Genomic DNA, 19835 nt, shown 5'->3' with positions numbered 1-19835 from the left:
TCAACTTAATTTTCTGTCCAGATTCAACACGTTAACGCAAATCATCTGCCAGAATTTAATCTTGTGCTGCACGAGTCAGCCTATGTTTATATAACCATCAGTCCGTGACTGGTGCGCATCATAAAGTAAGCGGATAGATTGCGCAATTTTTATACAGCACTCATGACTGATTAAAGCGAAACAGCGGTAACAGGAAACGTTGCGACTGTTCAACGATGGCCTCCATTGTCTCTGGTGTTAATTGCCGCCAGAGCCTTTGATACCAGATATCATCACCTTCGCCACGCACCATCATGTTGCCTTCGTAAGCCTGAAGGAATTTCGTACGGGCTTTTTGCAACGTGGAATCGTCATCCAGCATGGCATCGTTTTGCGCGTCATAACAGGTTTTTAGCCACGCGCCGCCACTTTCAGGTAACACCAGCAATGGCGCGGACATCCCTTCACGATACCCCTCAATCAGTTGTGAGAGGTAATGCAAAGCCTGTTCGGCTGCAAGCGGCGGAAAACGCCACTCGCCGTCTTTGCGTAGAAAAAGGCGACTTTCACCATTACCACCGCTGGCACAGTAGACAAGGTGTTCCAGCCAAAGTTGCATTCCCTGCGCCACACTTAATAAAGAGGGACGCCAGCGCAACAGGCCATCCGGCTGCACCTGCGGCAACCAGCCAGTTATCTGCACACCGTTGCAGGCGAGATCAATTTCCATACTCTGCCCCGGCTGGCGACAGGCAATGACTCTGTCGGCAAGCTGCTGCATCTCCTGGCACTGAGTTTCCCAGAAAATTTCACCAAAAGCGCCATACGGTAAATCCCCTGCCGCCCGGAAGCGACGGAACAAGCGTTCGGCATCATCCTGCTCAACCAGTGCATTCAATAACTGCTGATTGATTTGATAACGGCTAAGCCCTTCCAGAATAAATGGCTCGGTGTCGGGGATTTCGCTGTCTTCAGTACGGAAGTTCACCTGCAAACGCATCTGGAAGAACGCCCGCACCGGATGTGCCCAGAATCGTTGTAGCGTTTCCAGCGGCACGGTTTCCGGTAAGGTAAACGGCAGCGGCTGAACAAATTCAGAATGTGCTTTACCAGCCTGGCTGGCCGCAGGTAGCCATTCACGAGCATAGCTTTGTCGTTCGCCTGGCTGATAGTTTTGTGGATCAAACGGCATTCGGGTATGGAGGCAAGTAAGATGCGCTTTTACCCTTGCCTCGCTTTCATCACAGTTGAGCGCTTCATCGCCCGGTAGATAATGACTTTGCCCGATGTAGTCGATCAGTTCCTGCACCAGTACCGACGGGAAACGTTCACTGTTATCCTGAATGGAACGCCCGATATAGCTGATATAGAGTTTTTGCTGCGCGGAAATTAACGCTTCCAGGAACAGATAGCGGTCGTCATCGCGACGGCTACGGTCGCCACGCTTCGGTTTCTGGCTCATCAGGTCAAAGCCCAATGGCGCAAGCTGACGTGGATAAACGCCGTCGTTCATTCCCAGCAGGCAAACCACTTTGAACGGAATTGAACGCATTGGCATCAGAGTACAAATGTTAACCGGTCCGGCGAGAAAACGCTGGCTGATACGTTCTTGATCCAGACGCTGTGCCAGTTCATCACGCAATAGTGACAGCGGCACCGCGTCGCCATACTGCGCACCTAAACCTTCGGCGATAATCGCCTGCCATTGTTGTTCGATCAGCGTCATCGCCGCTTCGGTTTCCGCATCCGGCAGGAAGAAGGCGCTGAGCATATCGCGACAAACCGGCAACCACTCTTCTAGCGGACGCTCCTGTGCCAGCCCGCGACGCCAGATGTTTAGCTGCATTAGCAGTGAAGCCAGATGCCCCACCAGTTCTGCAATTAAGCCGCTCGATTCATCATAAGGTAGAACCGATTGCCACTCGCCCTGCGCGCTCTCCATCGCGTAGCCCAGCAACATACGCGTCAGGCCAAATCGCCAGGTGTGTTGTCCGGTGGCGGGGAGTTCCAGCTCGCGAACGTTGTCGTCATCTATCCCCCAACGAATGCCGGATTCGTTGACCCACTGGCGTAAATAACGCAGCCCTTCTTCGGTGATGTCAAACCGCGCCGCCAGCACCGGCACATCCAGTAATGCCAGCACGTCTTCCGACACAAAGCGGCTGTCTGGCAACGATAACAGGCTGATAAACGCTTCCAGTACCGGATGCGACTGCCGCGCCCGACGGTCGGAAATGGCGTAAGGCAGGTAACGATCCGCAGGTGCGCTACCAAACACAGCCCGAATAAACGGACTGTAGCTGTCGATATCAGCCACCATCACGATGATGTCGCGCGGAGTAAGTGTCGGGTCTTCTTCCAGCATCGCCAGCAGGCGATCGTGCAAAACTTCAACTTCACGCTGCGGGCTATGGCAAACGTGGAAGGTGATACTGCTATCCAGTGGATCAAGCGGGCGTTTGTTATCGCTACGGGAAAACTCTTCGATGTTCACACCAGCAACGGCACGGTTTTCCAGTTCCAGAATGTCAGACTGAATGTTATGCAGCAGGTTATCTGGCGTGACATCGACAAAGGCGTCCAGCTCCTGGCTGCTCTCCAGGTCAGAAAGGAGATAAATGTAGTCGCGCCCAAGCTTACCCCATGAAGCCAGCAGCGGGTTGCCGACATCCTGTTCACCATCGCTGTTAAAGAGCTGCCCGGCATTTTCGCTATCACGAAATAGCGGCAATTCGCGATCTTCAAAACTGTGTCGACGCTGACGGGTCAGCAGTTTCGCCAGATAAGCAGGATCTTTAATATCGCCCCAGTAATAACGGCAGGGGTTGGTAAACAGGAGATGGATTTCAATATGTTTACCCAGCGCCTGTAGCGCCTGGAGATAAACAGGCGGTAACGCGGAAATACCGCATATAAAGACGCGCGAAGGTAACCCCGGCGGGCAGGTCGTCGCGGACTCCAGCGTTTCGATAAAGCGCTGATAGAGATTGGCGCGGTGCCAGCGCGGTTGCCCGAGTTGATGGGTATATTCCACCAGCGCCTTCCACAACGGGGCTTGCCAGGCCTGTGCTTCTCCCAGCCCTTCAACCAAATGTCCTGTTTCCCACTGTGCCAGCCAGTCCGGACGATAGACCAGATACTGGTCAAACAGGTCCGCCGCTTTTGAGGAAAGCTGGAACAGTTTTCGCTTGTCGCTATCGTCAGTCAGATAATGCCGCAACAGGGTAAAGTCTTCGCGCTCCAGCAATTGCGGCAGCAGAGTCATCAGTTTCCAGCTCATGCTCTGTTTGTTAAAGGCGCTCTCTTTGGGGATTTCCGGTAACACCCGGACGAACATATCCCAGATAAAGCTCGCTGGCAGCGGAAAATCAATGTTTGCCGCAATACTAAACTTTTGCGACAGGGTCATTTGCAGCCACTGCGCCATACCGGTACTTTGCACCAGAATCATCTCTGGTTCGAAAGGATCGTCCAGCCGTTCGCGTTCGACAATAAACTCCATCAACGCTTCCAGCACGTCCAGACGATTGGAATGGTAGACCCTTAACATAGCGGCTCCTGACTACTGACGATTCGGGCAATGCAGGCGGGTCATCTCGCCTTCTCTGCCCCCGGGTGAAACTAGCGTAACGCTGATGCTGACACATCCCGCCTGCGATGTCTGCATTCGGTTGACCTGCCAGTTGGCAGGTGGCGAAATCGCGCGCAGTTGCGTTTGCTGCCAACCATGCCGCCAGAGCTGTTGGTACTGGTTTCTGCTGGCGAGACTGTTCATTAATGTTCGCTGGATACCCGATAACGCAGTGACAATCATCACCATCAGCACCATCGCAACCATTACCTCCGGCAGGCTAAAGCCTTGTTGATTCTTCAGGGAAGCTGACATAACGCCCTCTCTTTCAGCGGACAAAAATCGCTCCAGCCGCGTGGCGAAAAAACAATGTTTCCATCAATGACTTCGCCTGTTCGCCACAACGAAACGCCTTCATAACCGGCAACCAATAAGGCTTCATTATCTGCCAGTAAACGCAAACAAACCCGGGCATCGGTTCCAGCGTACTGCGAGCACTGAACTGCGGGCTGCGTCTGCCAGGAGTGCATTTTCCCCCACGCCAGCGCCGACTGAACGATGGCCTGGCGGCGCAATGACTGACTTTCTATGCTCACGCGAGAGGCAAAACTGCGATCCTGCTGACTCATTCCTTGCAATAGCAAGCTACCCAAAACCAGCAGCATCAGGACCAGAGCCAGTGACGAAACACCTTTTTCGCGGTTCACAGGTTGAATCCTGTCACGCTATAGCTGGCATCCACCACGGTTTGCGGTTCAGACTTACTGGCAGCACGCATATTAACCGTCAACACCGGCGAGAAGCCGCTGACATCCTGACGTACGACCTGAAAAGTGTCGATAATGATGGCATCCGGATTAGTGACTTTATCCCAGCCCTTACCTTCACAGGATGTCGCACCGCGTAGCGTTTCCAGCACATGCTCCTTCAGACGAAATCCAATCTGGTCAGACTCTTTTACCGGTTCGCGATCCCAGATACCGTTACTGTTCGCATCCCACTGCACAATGATACAGTCACCCTGTCCGACAATTTCCAGCCCTTCGCCGGTACAGCTGCCATGACAATAACCCGCCCTCTGGAGATGCTTCGCGACGGTAAATACCCGCAGCCAGATTTCATCTTCCAGCGCCAGCTTACGGGTGCTCGTTAAACTTTCACGCTGTAACGCAGGCAGAAAGCGTGCAGCCCCCAGCAACAATACGCTACTGATCGCCATAGCAATCAACACTTCCAGCAGAGAAAAACCTTGCTCTTTTACAGGCATCCTTCTGTTTCTCCTTGCTGACAAAGCCGGAGTCTTCCCCACGGCGAAACCACCAGCCACCACTCGCCCGTTGAGTTTTTGAAGCGAATATGCCCGGCCCATGCGGTATTGCGCAGGCCAAAGAAAGCAAGCGAAGGTGTCAGGTCGCTCATTTAGACTTCGGGCCAGCGTGGCACAAAGACCAATGGTGAACTGCCATGACAGGTATTGGCCCCAGCAGCGGAACTCACAAGGCACCATAACGTCCCCTCCCTGATAACGCTGATACTGTGGTCGCGGTTATGCCAGTTGGCATCTTCACGTAAATAGAGCAAATAGTCCCGCGCCTGGCTGGCGGTTTGCCATAGCCGTTGCGACTGCTGCCAGTATTGCCAGCCATAGAGTCCACTTGCGCTTAGCATGACCAAAATCAGCATCGCGACCAGCGTTTCAATCAGCGTATAACCACGTTGTGTTTTCATGCCGGCAGTATGGAGCGAGGAGAAAAAAAGACGAGGGCCAGTTTCTATTTCTTCGGCGCATCTTCCGGACTATTTACGCCGTTGCAGGACGTTGCAAAATTTCGGGAAGGCGTCTCGAAGAATTTAACGGAGGGTAAAAAAAACCGACGCACACTGGCGTCGGCTCTGGCAGGATGTTTCGTAATTAGATAGCCACCGGCGCTTTAATGCCCGGATGTGGATCGTAGCCTTCAATCTCAAAGTCTTCGAAACGGTAGTCGAAGATGGATTCGGGTTTACGTTTGATAATCAACTTCGGCAGCGGACGCGGTTCGCGGCTTAATTGCAGATGAGTTTGATCCATATGATTGCTGTACAGGTGCGTATCGCCACCGGTCCAGACAAAATCACCCACTTCCAGATCGCACTGCTGCGCCATCATATGCACCAGTAACGCGTAGCTGGCAATGTTGAACGGCAGGCCGAGGAAGACGTCACAGGAGCGCTGATAAAGCTGGCAAGAGAGTTTGCCGTCTGCCACATAGAACTGGAAGAATGCATGGCACGGTGCCAGCGCCATTTTATCCAGTTCGCCTACGTTCCACGCTGAAACAATAATGCGGCGGGAATCCGGGTCGTTTTTCAGCTGGTTCAGTACCGTAGTGATCTGGTCAATATGACGACCATCTGGCGTTGGCCAGGCGCGCCACTGTTTACCATACACTGGTCCGAGGTCGCCGTTTTCATCGGCCCATTCGTCCCAGATGGTGACATTGTTTTCGTGTAGATAAGCAATGTTAGTGTCGCCCTGCAGAAACCACAGCAGTTCGTGGATGATGGAACGCAGGTGGCAACGTTTAGTTGTCACCAGCGGGAATCCATCCTGCAGGTTAAAACGCATCTGATGACCAAAAATGGAAAGCGTTCCGGTTCCGGTACGGTCGTTTTTCTGTGTGCCTTCGTCGAGCACTTTTTGCATCAGTTCTAAATACTGTTTCATGGTTCCTCAGGAAACGTGTTGCTGTGGGCTGCGACGATATGCCCAGACCATCATGATCACACCCGCGACAATCATCGGGATGGAAAGAATTTGCCCCATGCTGATGTACTGCACCCAGGCACCGGTAAACTGCGCGTCGGGCTGGCGGAAAAACTCAACAATGATGCGAAACGCGCCGTAGCCAATCAGGAACAAGCCAGAGACAGCTCCCATTGGGCGCGGTTTACGAATATACAGGTTGAGGATAATAAACAGCACCACACCTTCCAGCAGCAGCTCGTAAAGCTGTGATGGGTGGCGCGGCAGCACACCGTAAGTGTCGAAAATGGATTGCCACTGCGGGTTGGTTTGCAGCAGCAAAATATCTTCTGTACGGGAGCCTGGGAACAGCATGGCAAACGGGAAGTTCGGGTCAACGCGGCCCCACAATTCACCGTTAATAAAGTTGCCCAGACGCCCGGCACCAAGACCAAACGGAATGAGTGGTGCGATAAAATCAGAAACCTGGAAGAAGGAACGTTTAGTACGGCGGGCAAAGATAATCATCACCACGATAACGCCAATCAGGCCGCCGTGGAAAGACATGCCGCCGTCCCAGACACGGAACAGATACAGCGGATCGGCCATAAACTGCGGGAAATTGTAGAACAGAACATAACCAATACGTCCCCCGAGGAAGACGCCGAGGAAGCCCGCATAGAGTAAGTTTTCAACTTCATTTTTGGTCCAGCCGCTGCCCGGACGATTCGCCCGTCGTGTTGCCAGCCACATTGCAAAAATGAAACCCACCAGATACATCAGGCCGTACCAGTGAAGCGCCACGGGTCCTATTGAGAAAATGACCGGATCAAACTCCGGAAAATGCAGATAGCTACTGGTCATCTGTCACCACAAGTTCTTGTTATTTCGCTGAAAGAGAACAGCGATTGAAATGCGCGCCGCAGGTTTCAGGCGCTCCAAAGGTGCGAATAATAGCACAAGGGGACCTGGCTGGTTGCCGGATACCGTTAAAAGATATGTATATGATCCGCGCTATAACCCTCCGCGAATCAGCCCGCCCATGCCGCGACGCTCCATAAAGGCTGCAACCTGATGGCGAACTTCGGTCGCCAGTTGCGCTTCCAGACTACGCTGCGCAAGATTTTCTGCTTCGGCATAATCAATGCGCCGCAGCAGGTATTTTACCCGCGCTACAGAACGTCCGTTCATAGACAGATGGCGATACCCAAGCCCAATGAGGATTGCCACGCACATGGGATCGCCCGCCATTTCACCGCACAAACGGAGATCGATTCCATGTATTTCCGCTTCCCGGGCGATCATCGCCAGAGCTCGTAACATTGCAGGATGAAGACTGTCATAAATGTTCGCCACCCGGGTATTGTTGCGATCAACGGCCAGAATGTATTGAGTCAGATCGTTGGTGCCAACAGAGATGAAATCGACCCGCTTTGCCAGATGCGGCAGCATAAATACCATTGACGGCACTTCCAGCATGATGCCGATACGTGGTTTGGGAATTTCGTAACCGATCATCTCCTCGACTTCACGTCCGGCACGTTCAATCAGGCGGCGTGCTTCATCAACTTCATCGAGGCTTGTGACCATCGGCAACAGAATATTCAGGTTGCCCGTAGCGGCATTAGCACGCAGCATCGCCCGCACCTGGATCAAGAAGATCTCCGGCTGATCGAGCGTAATGCGAATCCCACGCCAACCCAGGCATGGATTCTCTTCGCTGATCGGCATGTAAGGCAGCTGCTTATCTGCTCCGACATCCAGCGTACGCAAGGTGACGGGTTTATCATTGAACATTTGCAGCATCCCCTGATACTGCGCCACCTGTTCTTCTTCCGACGGGAAACCACTTTGCAGCATGAATGGGATTTCAGTGCGATAAAGACCGATGCCATCAATACGGCTGCCCAGTTTTTCTTCATGTTCCGGGCTTAAACCAGCATTGAGCATGACTTTTATACGCTCACCGCTTTTTAACTGCGCGGGTAAATTGACGTCATCTTCCGCCAGACGGCTAAGCTCAATCTCTTCACTAATTAGCCGCTGATATTCTTGCAGCAGTACCGGCTCCGGATCGACCAGCAATTCACCGCGATAGCCATCAACGATCAGCGTCCTACGATGCAGCACCGAAGGCTGAATATCCGCGCCCATCACGGTAGGGATCCCCAGCGCACGTACCATGATCGCAGCATGGGAGTTGGCTGCGCCATCTCGCACGACAACACCGACTAAGCGATCCTGGGGCAGCTCAGCAAGAGTTGTCGCTGACAGTTCATCTGCCACCAGAATGAAACGTTCCGGCCAGGCGTTCGGCCCTTGATTAGCGTCATCAAGATGAAACAGCAATCGCTGACCCAGCGCACGTAAATCGCCAGCCCGCTCTTTGAGATAGTTATCGCTTAGCGCGGCAAACTGTTCGGCAAATTTTTCAATGACCGTTTTTACCGCCCACTCTGCCACCGAGCCTTTATCAACCTCGGCAAACAATTCGCGACGCAGCCGGGTGTCCGAAAGTAGGTGCGAGTAAAGATCGAAAATAGCCGCCGTTTCTTTTTGTGCTCCGGCGGCAAAGCGTTTGCTGTAGCGGCGAAACTCGTTTGCCGCTTCTTCCAGCGCCCCGGTCAGTCGTTCGCGTTCCAGAGCCGGATCCAGCGTTGATGCCTGATACACCTGTTCCATTAAAGGTAACGTGGCATCCTGCCAGCCTTCGGCAATCGCCACACCAGGTGCTGCCGGTAATGCGCGGATTCGCGTCTGGCGATATTGCCCAAACAAGGCAGTCAACTGCGACTGAGAAAGAATAGCTGCCATCTGGGTGGCAAGCGTCACCAGGAAGGATTCTTCACTTTCGTCATACTGGCGCAACTCTCGTTGCTGTACCACCAGTACACCAAGCAACTGGCGACGTTGAATAATTGGTACGCCTAAAAACGCGCGGAAACGTTCTTCTTTTACGGAGGGGATGTATTTGAAGCTGGGGTGCTTTTGCGCATCTGCAAGGTTTATCGGTTCCGCCAGCCTGCCAACCAGGCCGACGATCCCTTCATCAAACGCGAGCGTTACAGTGCGACCGCGTGGTTTTTTCAGCCCCCGGGTCGCCATCAGGTAGTAACAACGTCGATCATGATCGGCCAGGTAGACCGAACAGACCTCGGTATCCATCGCAAGACAGATGTCGGTAACCAGAATATTTAACGCCTCATTCAGGCGTGGTGCGCTGGCTACCTTTTCGACTATTTCGCGCAGGCGAGTGAGCATAATTGGCGTGACTTAACCTCTTTTACGTCGATAAGCAGATGTGTTTTGTGGTTTTGGCGTATTTTCCTGCAGTGACATCACCACACTCGCGAACTCTTTCATTACCCTACGGTAGACATCACGTTTAAATGACACCACCTGTCTGACCGGATACCAGTAACTTACCCATCGCCAGCCGTCAAACTCTGGTGTACTGCTGGTTTGCATATTGATTTCTGCATCGCCGCTCACCAGCTGCAAGAGAAACCATTTTTGTTTTTGGCCGATACAAACCGGCTTCGTGTCCCAACGCACCAAACGTTTCGGTAATTTGTAGCGCAACCAGTTACGCGTTGAAGCAAGGATTCGAACGTCTTTGCGGCTTAATCCTACTTCTTCAAACAATTCACGGTACATCGCCTGCTCTGCGGATTCTCCGGGGTTGATTCCGCCTTGCGGAAATTGCCAGGAGTGCTGACCAAATCGCCGGGCCCACATTACCTGCCCCTGGCGATTACAAATCACGATACCTACGTTTGGGCGGTAGCCATCGTCATCAATCACCGGACTACCTCAAAATAAAGCTTTATATACGAATGATTGTTTCATACTCCAAGAAGACGGTAAACCACTCTCTGCAGGGCATTACACACTAATAACAATTGAATAACTCACAGTTATGTGCAGAGTTATAAACAGAGGAAGGGGTGGATAGCCGTTTTTATTCACCTTTTCTGTGGATAGAGTTGTGAAGAACTACGGAATTACTACGGGAAAACCCGGAGCATTCTGAATAAGCCCGATATAGACATTTTAAAATATTCATTATTAGTCAATGCATTACATGTAATTTGAGTAATGAAAAAGAGTAATTCGTGACCCAGGTCACACCTCTCATTTACGGGTTGGCGAAAGATCAACCAATGCCGTATTTATCCACAGAATGTGCCACTAAGTTAAGCACTGAACCACTAAAAACTGGAGTTTCGTCGCACGTCAAGGCTGTAAATGGAAACAGTAGTGGAGGTTTTTCACAGTTATCCCAGCTTTCTGTGGATAACATGGTGTAAGATCCTGTTTATTTTCAGTGACCAGATTTGGAAAACCTATTGCAGTGTTGCGCAACTCGATTACCGGCAGCCTAAAAAGCAATATAAATCAGAGAATTGAACAACACATGTGGAAAAAGTTACACTGCGAATATTCGGCACATAATTGCTGTTTGTTTTTTAACCAAGGTATCATGACATGTCCCAACCTCGCCCACTCCTCTCTCCTCCCGAAACTGAAGAACAGTTGTTAGCGCAAGCACAGCAACTTTCTGGTTATACATTGGGAGAACTGGCGGCACTTGCCGGGCTGGTTACGCCAGAGAATTTAAAACGCGATAAGGGCTGGATTGGCGTGTTACTGGAGATCTGGCTAGGTGCCAGCGCAGGGAGTAAACCTGAGCAAGATTTTGCTGCTCTGGGCGTGGAACTTAAAACTATCCCTGTGGATAGTCTTGGTCGTCCGCTGGAAACAACATTCGTTTGTGTTGCCCCGTTAACGGGTAATAGCGGGGTGACCTGGGAAACCAGCCATGTGCGCCACAAGCTCAAACGCGTACTGTGGATACCGGTTGAAGGTGAGCGCAGCATCCCGCTGGCGCAGCGTCGCGTAGGATCACCGTTGCTGTGGAGCCCGAATGAAGAGGAAGACCGACAGCTACGCGAAGACTGGGAAGAATTAATGGATATGATTGTTCTCGGTCAGGTTGAGCGGATCACCGCTCGTCACGGGGAGTATTTACAGATACGACCGAAAGCAGCGAATGCGAAAGCGCTTACCGAAGCCATTGGTGCCCGGGGCGAACGGATTCTGACGCTGCCACGCGGCTTTTATTTGAAGAAGAATTTCACCAGTGCACTACTGGCCCGTCATTTTCTGATCCAGTAGCCATCGCTTTGACCTGCCGCTTTCCGGGCATATAATTACCGCTTCATTTTTTTGGCAGGGCTTTTTAGATGTTATTTGCATGGATAACCGATCCTAACGCCTGGCTTGCGCTCGGTACGCTGACGCTGCTGGAGATCGTTCTTGGGATCGACAATATTATTTTCCTTTCTCTGGTGGTGGCAAAGCTCCCCACAGCACAACGTGCTCATGCGCGCCGTCTGGGGTTGGCGGGAGCCATGGTTATGCGTCTGGCGCTGCTGGCATCAATCGCCTGGGTTACGCGCCTGACAAATCCGCTTTTTACAATATTCAGTCAGGAAATTTCCGCCCGTGATTTGATTCTGCTTCTGGGTGGCTTGTTCCTTATCTGGAAAGCCAGCAAGGAAATCCACGAATCCATTGAAGGTGAAGAAGAAGGGCTGAAAACACGCGTTTCATCATTCCTTGGCGCTATCGTGCAGATTATGCTGCTGGATATTATCTTCAGCCTCGACTCGGTGATTACCGCTGTGGGTCTGTCAGATCACCTGTTTATTATGATGGCCGCCGTGGTGATTGCCGTAGGCGTGATGATGTTCGCCGCGCGCTCGATTGGTGATTTTGTCGAACGCCATCCTTCGGTAAAAATGCTGGCGCTCTCTTTCCTGATTCTGGTCGGCTTTACCCTGATTCTGGAAAGTTTCGACATCCACGTACCGAAAGGTTACATCTACTTCGCGATGTTCTTCTCTATTGCGGTTGAAAGCCTCAACCTGATTCGCAACAAAAAGAACCCGCTCTGATACTCCGTACGCTCTCCTGCGGGAGGGCGTACTCACTCCTGTTACCCTCACAGTTTAAGATTTTCCTGCTTTCAAGATATATAACGTCGGTTTATAAACAGACTATTATCATAGGTGGGCCAAATGAGGATAACCGGATGAAAAAATGGGCAGTAATAATTTCTGCAGTCGGACTGGCGTTTGCTGTTTCCGGGTGTTCCAGTGATTACGTCATGGCGACCAAAGATGGCCGTATGATTTTGACCGATGGAAAACCTGAAATTGATGATGATACCGGGCTGGTGAGTTATCACGATCAGCAAGGTAACGCGATGCAAATTAACCGTGATGATGTTTCGCAAATTATTGAACGTTAACAAATAAGGTCAGCATCCGGCTGTAATGCCGATCAGTTAAGGATCAGTTTGAGGTGTACTGGCAATAGCGGACACTACCATTTGTTCTTTTTTTAAGCAGCCATCTGATGATATTTTTCCCTGAAGGCTGCCGGGGAGATATTCCCCAGACGAGAGTGACGACGCTGACGATTGTAGAAAATCTCAATGTATTCCCGTATTACTGAGATGGCTTCATCCCGCTTATTAAAACGATAGTGGCTCAGGCTCTCATTTTTCAGCGTTCCCCAGAAGCTTTCCATCGGAGCGTTGTCGTAACAGTTACCTTTACGCGACATTGATGTTTTCAGACCAGACTGCTCCTGTATGACCCGGTAATCGTATGCGCAGTACTGTGAACCTCGATCAGAGTGGTGGATTAGCCCGGCAGGTGGGCGCTGGCTCCTGAGCGCCATAAACAGGGCTTTACCTGTCAGCTCTTTTGTCATGCGCTCTCCCATGGCGTAGCCGACAATTTCGCACGTATAAACATCTTTGATGCCAGCGAGGTACAACCATCCCTCCTGTGTGGCAACATACGTCAGGTCCGCCACCCAGACCTGATTTGGTGCTGTAGGAGCGAACGTCTGGTTCAGCAGATTTGGCGCAACTGGCAGATTGTGGTTCGAGTTCGTAGTCGCTCTGAACTTGCGTTTCTGCTTACAGCGTAGCCTTAGCTCCTTACGAAGACGTGCCAGTCGGTCACGACCAACGATGATGCCATTCTCTGCCAGCTCCGTCTGGAGCCGCCGGGTTCCATATGTTTCGCGAGTGCGGATATGTGCCACCTTAATCTCCAGTTTTAGCCGCTCATCACTTTGTTTTCTGTCTGAGGGTTCATGCTGTACCCAGTTGTAATAACCGCTCCTGGATACACCAAATACCTGACACATCGCTTCAATGGGAAATTGTTGTCGCCATTGTTCGATTAACGCGTATTTTTCAGCGACTCCTGTGCAAAATACGCTGTTGCTTTTTTTAATATATCTCGCTCAAGGCGAGCTTCATTTAACGCCTTACGCAGTTGCAGAATTTCAGATTCCAGTTCAGCCACCGTGCGGGAACCAGGAGTACCGAGCCCTTTTCTGGCGGCGGTAACCCATTGTCCTAAAGTGCCTTCAGGAAGAGATAATCGGGAAGCGCCTTCACTGATCGAAAGTTGATTTTCAAGAACCGTTCTGACAGCTTCGGCTTTGAACTCTTTAGAGTAACGTTGGGTTTTTCTGCTCATTATTAGCTCCTTCTGATGCCATTCTATTTCAGGAAGGAGTGTCCGTTAAACTCAGGCTACCTCAGTTGACCGATCCAGTGGCTGTGTAAGAATCCGGAAACGCTCACTTGTTTCCGGATTTTTTTATGCACATTGGACAGGCTCTTGATCTGGTATCCCGTTACGATTCTCTGCGTAACCCACTGACTTCTCTGGGGGATTACCTCGACCCCGAACTCATCTCTCGTTGCCTTGCCGAATCAGGTACTGTAACGCTACGCAAGCGCCGTCTTCCCCTCGAAATGATGGTCTGGTGTATTGTTGGCATGGCGCTTGAGCGTAAAGAACCTCTTCACCAGATTGTGAATCGCCTGGACATCATGCTGCCGGGCAATCGCCCCTTCGTTGCCCCCAGTGCCGTTATTCAGGCCCGCCAGCGCCTGGGAAGTGAGGCTGTCCGCCGCGTGTTCACGAAAACAGCGCAGCTCTGGCATAACGCCACGCCGCATCCGCACTGGTGCGGCCTGACCCTGCTGGCCATCGATGGTGTGTTCTGGCGCACACCGGATACACCAGAGAACGATGCAGCCTTCCCCCGCCAGACACATGCCGGGAACCCGGCGCTCTACCCGCAGGTCAAAATGGTCTGCCAGATGGAACTGACCAGCCATCTGCTGACGGCTGCAGCCTTCGGCACGATGAAGAACAGCGAAAATGAGCTTGCTGAGCAACTTATAGAACAAACCGGCGATAACACTCTGACGTTAATGGATAAAGGTTATTACTCACTGGGACTGTTAAATGCCTGGAGCCTGGCGGGAGAACACCGCCACTGGATGATACCTCTCAGAAAGGGAGCGCAATATGAAGAGCTCAGAAAACTGGGTAAAGGCGATCATCTGGTGAAGCTGAAAACCAGCCCGCAGGCACGAAAAAAGTGGCCGGGACTGGGAAATGAAGTGACAGCCCGCCTGCTGACCGTGACGCGCAAAGGAAAAGTCTGCCATCTGCTGACGTCGATGACGGACGCCATGCGCTTCCCCGGAGGAGAAATGGCGGATCTGTACAGTCATCGCTGGGAAATCGAACTGGGATACAGGGAGATAAAACAGACGATGCAACTGAGCAGGCTGACGCTGAGAAGTAAAAAGCCGGAGCTTGTGGAGCAAGAGCTGTGGGGTGTCTTACTGGCTTATAATCTGGTGAGATATCAGATGATTAAAATGGCGGAACATCTGAAAGGTTACTGGCCGAATCAACTGAGTTTCTCAGAATCATGCGGAATGGTGATGAGAATGCTGATGACATTGCAGGGCGCTTCACCGGGACGTATACCGGAGCTGATGCGCGATCTTGCAAGTATGGGACAACTTGTGAAATTACCGACGAGAAGGGAAAGGGCCTTCCCGAGAGTGGTAAAGGAGAGGCCCTGGAAATACCCCACAGCCCCGAAAAAGAGCCAGTCAGTTGCTTAACTGACTGGCATTACAGCATCCGGCTGGCCTTAAGATTTTTCTCTTTCCCTTTTCCCTTCCCTCTGCCATTTTTATATTCCTTATGTCGTGATTATAAAAAGGAAACGGCTATGCAATATCACCGTATACCCCACAGTTCGCTGGAAGTCAGCACGCTGGGGCTTGGCACGATGACGTTTGGTGAACAGAACAGCGAAGCCGACGCCCACGCACAACTCGACTATGCCGTCGCTCAGGGCATTAACCTTATCGACGTTGCCGAAATGTACCCAGTACCTCCGCGCCCCGAAACGCAAGGGTTAACCGAAACCTACGTCGGCAACTGGCTGGCGAAACATGGCAGCCGCGAAAAGTTAATTATCGCCTCCAAAGTGAGCGGACCGTCGCGCAATAATGACAAGGGCATCCGCCCGGATCAGGCGCTGGATCGGAAGAATATCCGCGAAGCGCTGCATGACAGCCTCAAGCGCCTACACACTGATTACCTCGATCTTTATCAGGTGCACTGGCCGCAGCGCCCGACCAACTGCTTCGGCAAACTCGGTTATAGCTGGACGGATTCTGCGCCTGCGGTTTCGCTGCTGGATACGCTGGACGCACTGGCAGAGTACCAACGCGCGGGAAAAATTCGTTATATCGGCGTGTCGAACGAAACTGCATTTGGCGTAATGCGCTACCTGCATCTGGCGGACAAACACGATCTGCCGCGTATTGTCACCATTCAGAACCCTTACAGTCTGTTAAACCGCAGTTTTGAAGTAGGTCTGGCAGAAGTAAGCCAGTATGAAGGGGTCGAACTGCTGGCCTATTCGTGCCTGGGTTTCGGCACGCTGACCGGGAAATATCTCAATGGTGCAAAACCCGCTGGCGCACGTAATACGCTCTTTAGTCGGTTCACCCGCTATAGCGGTGAGCAAACGCAAAAAGCCGTCGCGGCGTATGTTGATATCGCCAGACGTCATGGCCTAGACCCTGCTCAGATGGCGCTCGCGTTTGTACGCCGTCAACCGTTTGTTGCCAGCACTCTGCTGGGCGCAACCACGATGGATCAGCTGAAAACTAACATCGAAAGTTTGCATCTGGAGTTAAGCGAAGACGTATTAGCTGAAATTGAAGCGGTGCATCAGGTTTATACTTATCCGGCACCATAAGATTAACGCCGGTTAAAACCGGCGTTAAATATTAATGACGGCGCTGCCAGATCCACAGCGCCGTTATTGCCAGCGCAAACAGCGCACCGAAGCCAATGCCAATGGGCACGACCGGGATGCCTACCATTACCGCCAGCGAGTAAATGCCCAGCATCAACAACATGGCGCTGTTTTCGCCAAGGTTTTGTACTGCAATCGCATTCCCCGCCCCGACGCTTTTTTTACCCCGCTCCTGTAGCAACGCATTGAGCGGAACGACAAAAAAGCCCCCCATCACGCCAATCAGCATCAACAAGGCATAGGCTGGCAGCAGCTCGTGTTGCAGGGAAAAAATCAGTACCACCACGCCAATCAAAATCCCGGCTGGCATACAGCGTGACACGGTTTCCAGCGTAACTAACTTCGCTGCCGCACCTGCGCCAACCACGATACCAATCGCTACCATCGCGTTGAGATAGGTGGGCGTAGCGTTATCGGTAATGCCCAGCGCCACCGGTACCCACAGCACCAACAGGAAACGCAGCGTGACACCCGCTCCCCAGAATAAACTGGTGCCCACCAGCGAAAAACGCGTTTCACCATTGCGCCATAGCGAGGTGCAGGCATTCAGGAAACTGCGGGTCATGTTGATGAGATTCCAGGACTGCCCCGGACGCGCCGCCGCCAGTTTGGGAATGTAGATATTGGCAACGACCGCACCACCGTAGGCCAGTGCGCATGCGGCCAGGGCGACGAGGACATGCCAGTCAGCCAGCACACCACCGGCTACGGAACCGAGCAAAATCGCCGCTATGGTAGAAGCTTCCATTAAACCGTTAGCTTTCACTAACTTACTACCCGTGGTTAATTCGCCGAGAATACCGTATTTCGCCGGTGAATAGGCTGCAGCACCAACACCCACCAGCGTATAGCCGAGAAACGGATTGATACCAAAGCAGATACTGGCTGCGCCCAGCAGCTTCAGGCCGTTGGCAAACATCATCACCCGGCCTTTGGCGAAGCTATCCGCCACCTGCCCGACAAACGGCGCAAAAAGAATGTAAGCACCTACAAACACCATTTGCAGGATGGGCTGGCTCCACTCCGGATAGAACTGCGCTTTCAGTAACGCCAGAGTGGCAAACAGTAGGGCATTATCGCCAAACGCAGAGAGAAACTGCGCCACGATAACCGCTTTCATCCCCTTCGACCACAACGAAGTGTTAGTGTGCACTGACTCACTCATCGTGTTGTTCCGCTTCGTCTACCCAGCTTTTCAACGTGACAAAGTCAGGTTTGCCGCTGCCAAGTAATGGCATCTGTTTCAGATAGCGAATATCGCGCGGTACAGCAAGCTCCGGCACGCCGTGCTCGCGGGCATACTGTTGCAACTTATCGCGCGTCAGTTCGTTATCTGTGGTGAAAAGCACCAGTGCCTCGCCTTTGCTGGCATCGCTCTTAATCGCAGTGGCATGGACTTTATCTGGCGAAACACCAAGTGCCAGTTGTTCCACCATTTCCAGCGACACCATTTCGCCTGCAATTTTGGCAAAGCGTTTTGCGCGGCCCTGAATCTGCACAAAGCCCTGCTCGTCAAAACGCACAATATCGCCAGTGTCATACCAGCCGCGCTCCATTTCGCCGCGAACATTCTCGGCGGTGGGCACTTCCAGTACACCTGGCTTCTCCACCCGCAGATAGCCGTTCATTATGTTCGGCCCTTTCAGTTGCAGGCGTCCGCCCTCTTCGATACCAGGGACCGACAACAGGCGCGCATCCATTCCTGGTAGAATACGCCCTACCGTACCGGGTTTCGCCGCCATCGGTACGTTGATAGAAACGACAGGCGCGCATTCGGTCACGCCGTAGCCTTCAAGGATGCGCAGGCCAAATTTATCCTGCCAAAGCTGTTTGGTACTTTCTTGTAATTTTTCTGCGCCTGCCACCACATAGCGTAGACGATAGAAGTCATACGGGTTGGCGAAACGCGCGTAGTGACCGAGGAAAGTCGAGGTGCCGAACAACACGGTGCAACTGCGGTCATACACCAACTCCGGCACAATACGGTAATGCAGCGGGCTTGGATAAAGAAACACTTCTGCACCTGTGAGCAGTGGCGTAAACAGGCCTACCGTCAGCCCAAAGGAGTGAAACAGCGGTAACGCCGACATAAAGCGATCGTTGGTGGTGAAGTCGGCAATCGTTTTAATCTGCTCGACGTTCGCCAGAATGCTTTTATGGCTATGGACGACGCCTTTCGGATGGCCTTCAGAACCGGAGGTAAAGAGGATCAGCGCCTCTTCTTCCGGCTGCTGTTTTACCTGTGCCAGACGTGGCATCAGCAGATGCGCGAAGATCCATACTTTGTCGGCAGTGGTGACATCTGCTTTTAAATCTTCCAGATAGACCCAGCGCACCTGAGTAAGTTGCTCCGGCAGATGCCAGAGTTTGCCTTTATCGAGAAACTGGCGGGAAGTGAAGATGGTTTTGATTTCAGCCGCCGTAATAGCACTGGTCAGCCCTTTTACCCCGGCAGTGTAGTTCATCATTGCGGGAATGCGGCGACGGGCGATGGCCCCAAAAATCACTGCCGCACTGATGCCTGCATTGGGCAGCATTAAGCCGATGCGTTCGCCTTCAACACTGTATTTTTCAAGGATGCGTCCAACAAACAGCGTTTTCGTAAGCAATTTGCGATAGGAGTCTGGGGTAAAGTTGACGTCTTCGACACATTTCTTCCCGGCTCCGAAGCGGTACATTGCACTCAGTAAAGATTCGTACAGCGTTTCACGCGGGCGCACCGCCATTCGCGCTTCCATCATTATTTGATGCAGCATTTCGCCAGCGATTTTGCGACGGTCACGGGCACGCGGCGCATCCGGCATCTCCACCTGCGTTGGTGGCAAAATATGCAGAGTAATTTGCGGGAACAAGCGACGTTTAACCAGACCTTTCAGGCGGCTGAAGTGCGTAAGTTCCGCCCCTTCAATACGCACAGGAATAACCGTTGCACCAGACTTCGCCGCGACAAAACCCGCGCCATCGTAGATTTTCATCAGCGAGCCTGTGGTGGTGATGCGTCCTTCAGGGAAAATCACCACTGGTCGGCCCTGTTCCACCAGACGTACCAGATGTTTAATCGCCATAGGTTGCGTCGGGTCGAGAGGAACAAAGTCGATAAATGATTTCAGCCAACGCATATACCACTGTTGGCTTATTGAGGTGTAAACGGCAAACACTGGACGCACAGGTAAAAACAGTCCAAGCAAAATGCCATCAATAAAAGAGACGTGATTAGGCGTAATTAGAACGCGCTCGCCCTTCAGTGCCTGGGTGTCACCCGTAACGCGAACGCGATACAAAACACGGCACAAATTTCGAAAAAAGCTAAAAAGCATTCCAACTCCCTTT

17 protein-coding genes and 1 pseudogene are annotated in these 19835 nt (G+C 52.1%); 5 read left to right on the top strand and 13 right to left on the bottom strand.

Annotation, left to right across the window (positions count from 1 at the left end; all coding sequences use genetic code 11):
• Nucleotides 1-160 precede the first annotated feature (160 nt).
• The 10 genes and pseudogenes from recC to ygdT all read right to left on the bottom strand — a co-directional run bounded on the left by recC (nt 161) and on the right by ygdT (nt 10578).
• A complete protein-coding gene (gene recC, locus C1P89_RS24610) occupies nt 161-3529 on the bottom strand; it encodes an exodeoxyribonuclease V subunit gamma (protein ID WP_000946950.1) in 3369 nt (1122 codons plus the stop codon).
• Between the two features lie 12 nt (nt 3530-3541).
• Nucleotides 3542-3865: a prepilin-type N-terminal cleavage/methylation domain-containing protein gene (locus tag C1P89_RS24605; RefSeq protein ID WP_001276478.1), complete on the bottom strand. Its 324-nt coding sequence runs from the start codon at nt 3863-3865 to the stop codon at nt 3542-3544.
• Nucleotides 3850-4257: a DUF2509 family protein gene (locus tag C1P89_RS24600; RefSeq protein WP_001078375.1), complete on the bottom strand. Its 408-nt coding sequence runs from the start codon at nt 4255-4257 to the stop codon at nt 3850-3852. Before C1P89_RS24600 ends, C1P89_RS24605 begins: the two co-directional genes overlap by 16 nt.
• The gene (locus tag C1P89_RS24595; protein WP_001144322.1) at nt 4254-4817 is read right to left on the bottom strand and encodes a prepilin peptidase-dependent protein; all 564 of its coding nucleotides are present in this window, start codon (nt 4815-4817) and stop codon (nt 4254-4256) included. The genes C1P89_RS24600 and C1P89_RS24595 overlap by 4 nt, the downstream gene beginning before the upstream one ends.
• A pseudogene (locus C1P89_RS24590) lies at nt 4808-5278 on the bottom strand (prepilin peptidase-dependent protein). Before C1P89_RS24590 ends, C1P89_RS24595 begins: the two are co-directional and overlap by 10 nt.
• 184 nt (nt 5279-5462) lie before the next feature.
• Entirely contained in the window at nt 5463-6257 is a 795-nt protein-coding gene (gene thyA, locus C1P89_RS24585) for a thymidylate synthase (protein ID WP_000816232.1), read from the bottom strand.
• 6 nt (nt 6258-6263) lie between these two features.
• Nucleotides 6264-7139: a prolipoprotein diacylglyceryl transferase gene (gene lgt, locus C1P89_RS24580; RefSeq protein WP_000204658.1), complete on the bottom strand. Its 876-nt coding sequence runs from the start codon at nt 7137-7139 to the stop codon at nt 6264-6266.
• 150 nt (nt 7140-7289) lie between these two features.
• The gene (ptsP, locus tag C1P89_RS24575) at nt 7290-9536 is read right to left on the bottom strand and encodes a phosphoenolpyruvate--protein phosphotransferase (RefSeq protein WP_000957914.1); all 2247 of its coding nucleotides are present in this window, start codon (nt 9534-9536) and stop codon (nt 7290-7292) included.
• Between the two features lie 12 nt (nt 9537-9548).
• On the bottom strand, nt 9549-10079 hold the full coding sequence (rppH, locus tag C1P89_RS24570) for an RNA pyrophosphohydrolase (RefSeq protein ID WP_000564490.1): 531 nt from the start codon (nt 10077-10079) through the stop codon (nt 9549-9551).
• Nucleotides 10080-10431: 352 nt separating this feature from the next.
• On the bottom strand, nt 10432-10578 hold the full coding sequence (ygdT, locus tag C1P89_RS26320; RefSeq protein ID WP_000953278.1) for a protein YgdT: 147 nt from the start codon (nt 10576-10578) through the stop codon (nt 10432-10434).
• Between the two features lie 185 nt (nt 10579-10763).
• Here ygdT and mutH point away from each other — a divergent pair, with 185 nt between their 5' ends.
• From mutH to ygdR, 3 genes are all read left to right on the top strand, one after another.
• Nucleotides 10764-11453: a DNA mismatch repair endonuclease MutH gene (gene mutH, locus C1P89_RS24560; protein ID WP_000082188.1), complete on the top strand. Its 690-nt coding sequence runs from the start codon at nt 10764-10766 to the stop codon at nt 11451-11453.
• 68 nt (nt 11454-11521) lie between these two features.
• A complete protein-coding gene (locus tag C1P89_RS24555) occupies nt 11522-12235 on the top strand; it encodes a TerC family protein (protein WP_000895624.1) in 714 nt (237 codons plus the stop codon).
• Between the two features lie 137 nt (nt 12236-12372).
• Nucleotides 12373-12591 carry a lipoprotein YgdR gene (gene ygdR, locus C1P89_RS24550; protein ID WP_000758655.1) on the top strand — a complete coding sequence of 73 codons (219 nt, stop codon included), beginning with the start codon at nt 12373-12375 and terminating at the stop codon, nt 12589-12591.
• Nucleotides 12592-12683: 92 nt separating this feature from the next.
• Here the strand turns inward: ygdR and C1P89_RS24545 are convergent.
• Nucleotides 12684-13840 (bottom strand): IS3-like element IS600 family transposase gene (locus tag C1P89_RS24545; RefSeq protein ID WP_094096635.1). Its coding sequence is split into 2 segments (ribosomal slippage): nt 12684-13591 and nt 13591-13840, totalling 1158 coding nucleotides; the frame shifts between segments, so codons are not numbered across the junction.
• 107 nt (nt 13841-13947) lie between these two features.
• On the opposite strand from C1P89_RS24545, the gene C1P89_RS24540 reads away from it, so the two are divergent.
• Entirely contained in the window at nt 13948-15294 is a 1347-nt protein-coding gene (locus C1P89_RS24540) for an IS4-like element IS4 family transposase (RefSeq protein ID WP_000483769.1), read from the top strand.
• A gap of 110 nt (nt 15295-15404) precedes the next feature.
• Nucleotides 15405-16445 carry an NADP(H)-dependent aldo-keto reductase gene (locus tag C1P89_RS24535; protein ID WP_001199284.1) on the top strand — a complete coding sequence of 347 codons (1041 nt, stop codon included), beginning with the start codon at nt 15405-15407 and terminating at the stop codon, nt 16443-16445.
• Between the two features lie 31 nt (nt 16446-16476).
• Here the strand turns inward: C1P89_RS24535 and lplT are convergent, their stop codons facing one another.
• Both lplT and aas read right to left on the bottom strand, forming a co-directional pair.
• Nucleotides 16477-17670, bottom strand: coding sequence for a lysophospholipid transporter LplT (gene lplT, locus C1P89_RS24530; RefSeq protein ID WP_000004618.1), 1194 nt, complete (start codon nt 17668-17670; stop codon nt 16477-16479).
• Nucleotides 17663-19822 (bottom strand): bifunctional acyl-ACP--phospholipid O-acyltransferase/long-chain-fatty-acid--ACP ligase, encoded by a 2160-nt coding sequence (gene aas, locus C1P89_RS24525; RefSeq protein WP_000899069.1) that lies wholly within the window; start codon nt 19820-19822, stop codon nt 17663-17665. The genes lplT and aas overlap by 8 nt, the downstream gene beginning before the upstream one ends.
• Nucleotides 19823-19835: the final 13 nt, after the last annotated feature.

It is taken from the genome of Shigella sonnei (assembly GCF_002950395.1).
Classification (GTDB): domain Bacteria; phylum Pseudomonadota; class Gammaproteobacteria; order Enterobacterales; family Enterobacteriaceae; genus ECMA0423.
The sequence above is the reverse complement of the archived record's forward strand: the minus strand, read 5'-3'. Positions and strand labels throughout refer to the sequence as shown.